The organism is Streptomyces sp. NPDC007991 (assembly GCF_042958445.1).
Taxonomy (GTDB): domain Bacteria; phylum Actinomycetota; class Actinomycetes; order Streptomycetales; family Streptomycetaceae; genus Streptomyces.
Window position 1 is genome coordinate 150,156 of sequence record NZ_JBIBJD010000007.1, and the last position, 7,771, is coordinate 157,926.

Annotated in this window: 5 protein-coding genes and 1 pseudogene; 4 read left to right on the forward strand and 2 right to left on the reverse strand. The window is 71.1% G+C overall.

The features are described from left to right. Positions 1–193 precede the first annotated feature (193 nt). The 3 genes from ACFZDA_RS21380 (at position 194) to ACFZDA_RS21390 (ending at position 3,667) form a co-directional block, all read left to right on the forward strand. Complete coding sequence (locus tag ACFZDA_RS21380; RefSeq protein ID WP_010036508.1) at positions 194–781, forward strand: sigma-70 family RNA polymerase sigma factor; 588 nt, start codon at positions 194–196, stop codon at positions 779–781. Positions 782–934: 153 nt separating this feature from the next. Then, on the forward strand, positions 935–2,440 hold the full coding sequence (gene guaB / locus ACFZDA_RS21385) for an IMP dehydrogenase (RefSeq protein WP_391083638.1): 1,506 nt from the start codon (positions 935–937) through the stop codon (positions 2,438–2,440). Between the two features lie 102 nt (positions 2,441–2,542). After that, the gene (locus ACFZDA_RS21390; RefSeq protein ID WP_355853900.1) at positions 2,543–3,667 is read left to right on the forward strand and encodes a GuaB3 family IMP dehydrogenase-related protein; all 1,125 of its coding nucleotides are present in this window, start codon (positions 2,543–2,545) and stop codon (positions 3,665–3,667) included. Positions 3,668–4,316: 649 nt separating this feature from the next. On the opposite strand, the gene ACFZDA_RS21395 is transcribed toward ACFZDA_RS21390, so the two are convergent. Next, entirely contained in the window at positions 4,317–5,525 is a 1,209-nt protein-coding gene (locus ACFZDA_RS21395; protein ID WP_391083642.1) for a nucleotide sugar dehydrogenase, read from the reverse strand. A 290-nt stretch (positions 5,526–5,815) separates the two neighbouring features. Here ACFZDA_RS21395 and ACFZDA_RS21400 point away from each other — a divergent pair, with 290 nt between their 5' ends. Next, a complete protein-coding gene (locus tag ACFZDA_RS21400; RefSeq protein WP_391083644.1) occupies positions 5,816–7,522 on the forward strand; it encodes an FAD-dependent oxidoreductase in 1,707 nt (568 codons plus the stop codon). 87 nt (positions 7,523–7,609) lie between these two features. Here the strand turns inward: ACFZDA_RS21400 and ACFZDA_RS21405 are convergent. Continuing rightward, a pseudogene (locus ACFZDA_RS21405) lies at positions 7,610–7,771 on the reverse strand (serine hydrolase); the annotation flags it as partial.

The window sequence follows — 7,771 nt, forward strand, 5'->3', positions numbered from 1 at the left end:
TCTGCCGGATGCCCGCTGCTCGTTTCGCCGCGGATGCCGCATCCTTGAGGGTGTGGAGTTCCTCGGGGACGAGTCGGTCGAGCGGAAGGGGAGGGCGCAGGGGATGAGTTCCGGCGCACCTGCTCATAACGCTTCGGTGCACAACAACGGGCGCGGTGCCACGGACCCGGCGGCCGCAGGGCACCATGGACCGATGCGCGACGACGAGGCGGTCAATGCCCAAGGGGCGATCGGCGCGCTCGTCCACCGCGCCGTCGACGGGGACGAGCAGGCCACGCACGACCTGCTCGCCCATGTCCACCCCCTGGCCCTGCGTTACTGCCGCACCCGGCTGTCCCGCCTCCCGGGCGACGCCCGGCACTTCGTGGAGGACCTCGCCCAGGAGGTCTGCGTGGCGGTGCTCCTCGCACTGCCCCGCTACCGGGACACCGGGCGCCCCTTCGAGGCGTTCGTCTTCGCCATCGCCGCCCACAAGGTCGCCGACCTCCAGCGCGCGGCGATGCGCCACCCCGGCTCGACGGCCGTCCCCTCCGACGAAATGCCGGAGCGGCCCGACGACTCCCTGGGTCCGGAGGAGCGCGCCCTGCTCAGCAGCGACGCGGAATGGGCCAAGAAACTGCTCGCCAACCTGCCCGAGAACCAGCGGGAACTGCTGCTGCTGCGGATCGCGGTGGGTCTCACGGCCGAGGAGACGGGCCAGATGTTGGGAATGTCACCCGGCGCGGTCCGGGTGGCGCAGCACAGGGCGCTGAGCCGGCTGCGGGCGCTGGCCGAGCAGTAGCCCTGCCGGAACAACCCCTGTACTGAACAGGCGGTGCGCCGCTTCCGTACGAACATACGAAGCCCGGAGCCAGGCGGAACCGTGGAATGAGACAGCCGCGCTTCCCGTTAGCATGGACATCCGCACCGATCAAGGCCATTTGGGGAAGGTGTCATGACTGCAAACGTCGACGGAGTGCCCGGTAAATTCGCGACACTCGGGCTGACCTACGACGACGTGCTGCTGCTGCCGGGTGCATCCGAGGTGCTCCCGGGCGCGGTCGACACCTCGTCCCGCATCTCCCGCAACGTGCGGGTCAACATCCCGCTGCTGTCCGCCGCCATGGACAAGGTGACCGAGTCGCGCATGGCGATCGCCATGGCCCGCCAGGGCGGTGTCGGCGTCCTGCACCGCAACCTCTCCGTCGAGGACCAGGTCAACCAGGTCGACCTGGTGAAGCGGTCCGAGTCGGGGATGGTCACCGACCCGATCACGGTGCATCCGGACGCGACGCTCGGCGAGGCCGACGCTCTGTGCGCCAAGTTCCGCATCAGCGGCGTCCCCGTCACCGACGGCAACGGCAAGCTGCTCGGCATCGTCACCAACCGCGACATGGCCTTCGAGACCGACCGCTCCCGTCAGGTGCGCGAGGTCATGACCCCGATGCCCCTGGTGACCGGCAAGGTCGGCATCTCCGGCCCCGACGCCATGGAGCTGCTGCGCCGCCACAAGATCGAGAAGCTGCCGCTGGTCGACGACGCGGGCGTCCTCAAGGGCCTCATCACCGTCAAGGACTTCGTCAAGGCCGAGCAGTACCCCAACGCGGCCAAGGACGCCGAGGGCCGTCTGATCGTCGGCGCCGCCGTGGGCGCCAGCCCCGAGGCGCTGGAGCGGGCCCAGGCGCTCGCCGAGGCCGGTGTGGACTTCCTGGTCGTCGACACCTCGCACGGCCACAACAGCAACGCCCTCAGCTGGATGTCGAAGATCAAGTCGAGCGTGCGCGTCGACGTGATCGGCGGCAACGTCGCCACGCGCGACGGCGCCCAGGCGCTGATCGACGCCGGTGTCGACGGCATCAAGGTGGGCGTCGGCCCCGGCTCGATCTGCACCACCCGGGTCGTCGCCGGTATCGGCGTCCCGCAGGTCACGGCCATCTACGAGGCGTCCCTCGCCGCCCGCCCGGCCGGCGTGCCGCTGATCGGTGACGGCGGTCTGCAGTACTCGGGCGACATCGGCAAGGCGCTCGCAGCGGGCGCCGACACGGTCATGCTGGGCAGCCTCCTCGCGGGCTGCGAGGAGTCCCCGGGCGAGCTGCAGTTCATCAACGGCAAGCAGTTCAAGTCGTACCGCGGCATGGGTTCGCTCGGTGCGATGCAGTCCCGCGGCCAGGGCCGGTCGTACTCCAAGGACCGCTACTTCCAGGCCGAGGTCGCCTCCGACGACAAGCTCGTGCCCGAGGGCATCGAGGGCCAGGTGCCCTACCGCGGCCCGCTGGCCAACGTGCTGCACCAGCTCGTCGGCGGTCTGCGCCAGACCATGGGCTATGTGGGCGCGGCCACCATCGAGGAGATGGAGACCAAGGGCCGCTTCGTCCGCATCACGTCGGCGGGCCTCAAGGAGAGCCACCCGCACGACATCCAGATGACCGTCGAGGCGCCGAACTACAGCCGCAACAAGTAGGCCCGGCCTTCCGAGGGCGGCTCCGGAGCATCCGGGGCCGCCCTCGCCGTGCCCGTCGGCGATACTGGAAGACGCTGAAACGCAAAGGGAAAGGCCACCAACGTGACTGAGATCGAGATCGGGCGCGGCAAGCGCGGCCGCCGGGCGTACGCCTTCGACGACATCGCCGTCGTCCCCAGCCGCCGTACGCGGGACCCGAAGGAGGTCTCGATCGCCTGGCAGATCGACGCCTACCGCTTCGAGCTGCCGTTCCTGGCCGCCCCCATGGACTCGGTCGTCTCCCCGGCCACCGCCATCCGCATCGGCGAGCTCGGCGGCCTCGGCGTGCTGAACCTCGAAGGCCTGTGGACGCGCTACGAGGACCCGCAGCCGCTGCTCGACGAGATCGCCGAGCTGCCCGCCGAGGCCGCGACCCGGCGCCTCCAGGAGATCTACGCGGCGCCCATCAAGGAGGAGCTGATCGGCGCGCGCATCAAGGAGGTGCGCGACTCGGGCGTGGTCACGGCCGCCGCGCTCTCCCCGCAGCGCACGGCCCAGTTCTCCAAGGCCGTCGTCGACGCGGGCGTGGACATCTTCGTCATCCGCGGTACGACGGTCTCGGCGGAGCACGTCTCCGGTTCGCACGAGCCGCTGAACCTGAAGCAGTTCATCTACGAGCTGGATGTCCCGGTGATCGTCGGCGGCTGCGCCACGTACACCGCGGCCCTGCACCTGATGCGCACCGGCGCGGCCGGCGTGCTGGTCGGCTTCGGCGGCGGCGCCGCGCACACCACGCGCAACGTGCTGGGCATCCAGGTCCCGATGGCGACGGCGGTCGCCGATGTGGCCGCGGCCCGCCGGGACTACATGGACGAGTCCGGCGGCCGGTACGTGCACGTGATCGCGGACGGTGGTGTCGGCTGGTCCGGCGACCTGCCCAAGGCGATCGCCTGCGGCGCCGACGCGGTCATGATGGGCTCCCCGCTGGCCCGCGCGACCGACGGCCCGGGCAAGGGCCACCACTGGGGCATGGAGGCCGTGAACGAGGAGCTGCCGCGCGGCAAGAAGGTCGCCCTCGGCACGGTCGGCACCATCGAGGAGATCCTCACGGGCCCATCCCACACGCCCGACGGCTCGATGAACCTCTTCGGCGCGCTGCGACGGGCGATGGCCACGACCGGGTACAGCGAGCTGAAGGAGTTCCAGCGGGTCGAGGTGACGGTGGCGGACTCGCAGCACCGGCGGTAGTCGGCAGCCCCCAGGGCGAGGAAGGGCCTGGTCACTCGGGTGAGTGACCAGGCCCTTGCGTGCCCAACTGGCCCTGGAGGGGCGCGTGTTGGCGTATGGGGGCGCGTGGTTGCCTTCGGGCCGGATGGCGCGGTGGAGGGCGGTTTCGAGGCGCTAGTGTCCGTGATCGGCGCCCCGGTTCTCCTGGGTGCCCCCTTCCAAGGACACGGTTCCGGACCCCGCCCTCGGGGCCCGGCCCGATTCCGACGTGCCGCCTACCGGGCCAATGGGTGGCGTCGTGGAAGGGGGCGCCCATGGGACGCCACCGCAAGCCCACCCGCTGGGACCGACTCCGTCTTCGGATGGTGCAGTGCCGGAGGAGGTGGATCTTGCGACTTTTCGGATGGTGAGCGGCCGCCCCCAAGAGAACTAGGGGCGGACACTCCGTGATCCATCCAGGAGCCTGCCGCAGTGCCCTCTGCGGTGGGCTCCGCCTTGCTTCGGATGGTGAGCGGCCGCCCCCAAGAGAACTAGGGGCGGACACTCCGTGATCCATCCAGGAGCCTGCCGCAGTGGCCTCTGCGGTGGGCTCCGCCGTCTCCCAAGGTACTGGCGGCGGGGTGCCCCGCGCCACCAGCCCGGGGGGCTCAGCGCCCCCACGCGCCCTTCTTCACAACCGGTGCGCCGCCCCCGTGGGCGCCGCCCCCCGCGTGTCCAGCAGCAGCTGTGCCTTCACCGACAGGCCTTGCAGGTCGTACGTGCGGTGCTGCTGGAGGAGGATGGTCAGGTCCGCGTCGGCGACCGCCTCGTAGAGGGAGTCCACGCGGGGGACGGGGCGGTCCAGGACGCTCCAGGCGGGGACGTGCGGGTCGTGGTAGCTGACCGAGGCGCCCAGTTCCATCAGGCGCAGGGCGACCTCCTGGGCGGGCGTGCCGTGCAGGTCGGCGAGGTCGGGCTTGTAGGTGACGCCCAGGAGCAGCACGCGTGCGCCCCGGGCCGACTTCCCGTGTTCGTTGAGGAGCGCTGCCGCGCGCTGGACGACGTAGCCGGGCATGCGGCTGTTGACCTGCTGGGCCAGTTCCACCATGCGCAGGGTGCGGCCGCCGTGGACGGTCAGGTCCTGCGGGACGGCGTGGCCGCCGACGCCGGGACCGGGGCGGAAGGCCTGGAAGCCGAACGGCTTGGTCTCCGCGCAGCGGACGACGTCCCACAGGTCGACGCCCAGGTCGTGGCAGAGGACGGCCATCTCGTTGACGAGGGCGATGTTGACGTGCCGGTAGTTGGTCTCCAGGAGCTGCACCGTCTCCGCCTCGCGGGGTCCACGCGCGCGTACCACCTTGTCGGTGAGCCGTCCGTAGAAGGCGGCGGCCGACTCCGTGCAGGCCGGGGTGAGGCCGCCGATGACCTTGGGGGTGTTGGCGGGGGTGAAGTCGCGGTTGCCGGGGTCGACGCGGCTGGGGGAGTAGGCGAGGTGGAAGTCGCGGCCCGCGCGCAGACCCGATCCCTCTTCGAGGAGGGGGCGCAGGAATTCCTCTGTCGTCCCTGGGTACACAGGGGACTCCAGGATCACAGTGGTGTGCGGGCGCAGCTGTGCGGCCAGGGTGCGCGCGGCCGCCTCCAGCTGGCTCAGGTCGAGTCCGCCGTCCGCGCCCCGCGGGGTCGGCGCGCAGATGACCGCAGTGCGCACCCGGCCGAGCTCGGCGGCGTCCGTCGTCGGCCGGAAGCCCCCCGAGAGCATCCGGCGCTGTTCGGCGGCGGTGAGGGAGCCGGCCTCGGGGCCGGTCCGGTAGCCGATGGTGGCGACACCGGCGGCGACGGCGGCCTGGGCCAGGGGCAGGCCGTACGGGCCGAGTCCGATGACGGCGAGATCTGCGGGCATGGCGTGGCCGTCCTTCCCGATAGCCGAAGTGGGACAGGTGCGCAAGCCCTGTGGACAGGACGGGCGAGCGCAATGTCAGACTAGGAGTAAATATGACCGATATGCGGGATTGCTCGCCCGAGTTTCGGTGAGTGTCCCGTGGGTGTTGTCCACAGGCTGTCGGCCCGTGGTGGCTGAAGTCGGGCAACACGGTCAGAATTTGGGCATGGGATACGGACGGGGTCTCACCCGAGGGGTGCGGCCGGCGCGACCGAGGCGGCACCAGCCGCCGCGATGAGCGGGAGGCAGCGGTGAGGACAGCGACACTCGGGCCGGCGCAGCGCGCCGAGTCACTCGCATCTATGGCCGAGCGCGAGCTGGACGTGCTGGTGGTGGGCGCAGGCGTGGTCGGTGCGGGCACCGCCCTCGACGCCGCGACCAGGGGCCTGTCCACGGGACTGGTCGAGGCGCGTGACTGGGCGTCCGGCACCTCCAGCCGGTCCAGCAAGCTGATCCACGGCGGCCTGCGCTACCTGGAGATGCTCGACTTCGCGCTCGTACGGGAGGCCCTGAAGGAGCGCGGCCTGCTGCTGGAGCGGCTCGCCCCGCATCTGGTGAAGCCCGTGCCGTTCCTGTACCCCTTGCAGCACAAGGGCTGGGAGCGCCTTTATGCCGGGTCGGGCGTCGCGATGTACGACGCCATGTCCATGGCCCGGGGACATGGCCGGGGCCTGCCCACGCACCGCCACCTGACCCGCTCTCACGCCCTGCGCGTGGCGCCCTGCTTGAAGAAGGACGCGCTGGTCGGGGCACTGCAGTACTACGACGCGCAGATGGACGACGCCCGGTATGTGGCGACCCTGGTGCGCACGGCGGTGGCGTACGGCGCGAAGGCCGCCAACCGCGCCCGCGTGACGGGCTTCCTGCGCGAGGGCGAGCGGGTCGTCGGCGCGATGGTGCGGGACGTGGAGGGCGGCGGCGAGTACGAGATCCGCGCCAAACAGGTCGTCAACGCGACCGGCGTCTGGACGGACGACACCCAGGCGATGGTCGGGGAGCGCGGCCAGTTCCACGTCCGGGCGTCCAAGGGCATCCACCTGGTCGTACCGCGCGACCGGATCCACTCCACGACCGGGCTGATCCTGCGCACGGAGAAGTCCGTACTGTTCGTCATCCCCTGGGGCCGGCACTGGATCGTCGGCACCACGGACACCGACTGGGACCTCGACAAGGCCCACCCGGCGGCGTCCAGCGCCGACATCGACTACCTGCTGGAACATGTGAATTCGGTGCTCGCGGTGCCGCTCACCAGGGACGACGTCCAGGGCGTGTACGCGGGCCTGCGGCCCCTGCTCGCGGGCGAGTCGGACGCCACCAGCAAGCTGTCGCGCGAGCACACCGTGGCGCATCCGGTGCCCGGGCTCGTCGTCGTGGCCGGCGGCAAGTACACGACCTACCGGGTCATGGCCAAGGACGCGGTGGACGCGGCGGTGCACGGACTCGACATGCGGGTCGCCGAGTGCGTCACGGAGGACGTGCCGCTGCTGGGCGCCGAGGGCTACCAGGCGCTGTGGAACGCGCGGGCGCGGATCGCCGCCCGGACCGGGCTGCATGTGGTGCGGGTGGAACACCTGCTGAACCGGTACGGGACGATGGCCGAGGAACTCCTCGCGCTCATCGCCGAGGACCCGTCCCTGGGCGAGCCCCTGCCGGCGGCCGACGACTATCTGCGCGCCGAGATCGTCTACGCGGCCTCGCACGAGGGGGCGCGGCATCTGGACGACGTGCTGACCCGGCGCACGCGCATCTCCTTCGAGACCTTCGACCGGGGCACGCGCAGCGCACGCGACGCCGCCGGGCTGATGGCGCAGGTCCTCGGCTGGGACAAGGACCAGTTCGAGCGCGAGGTACAGCACTACGAGAAGCGGGTGGAGGCCGAGCGGGAGTCGCAGCGCCAGCCGGACGACCTGACGGCGGACGCGGCGCGGCTGGGGGCGCCGGACATCGTGCCGCTGTAGGCGGCTGTTCCCGCGCACCGGGCGGCGCTTTCGACATCACTCGAACGAGTATCAGAAACCGGGATCTCCGTTCGGGACCCGGTCGTTCTACGAGGTGCGGGGGCAGAACTCGGCCGCGAGCACCGCGGGTTCGAGACCGGGTTCCGCGATCGCGTCCGTGTTCACGCGGAAGGTGAGGACACGCCGGCCGTCGACGGTGGCTGCGGTGCGCACATAGCTGCCGGATATGTGCCCGTTGTGCCCCCGCAC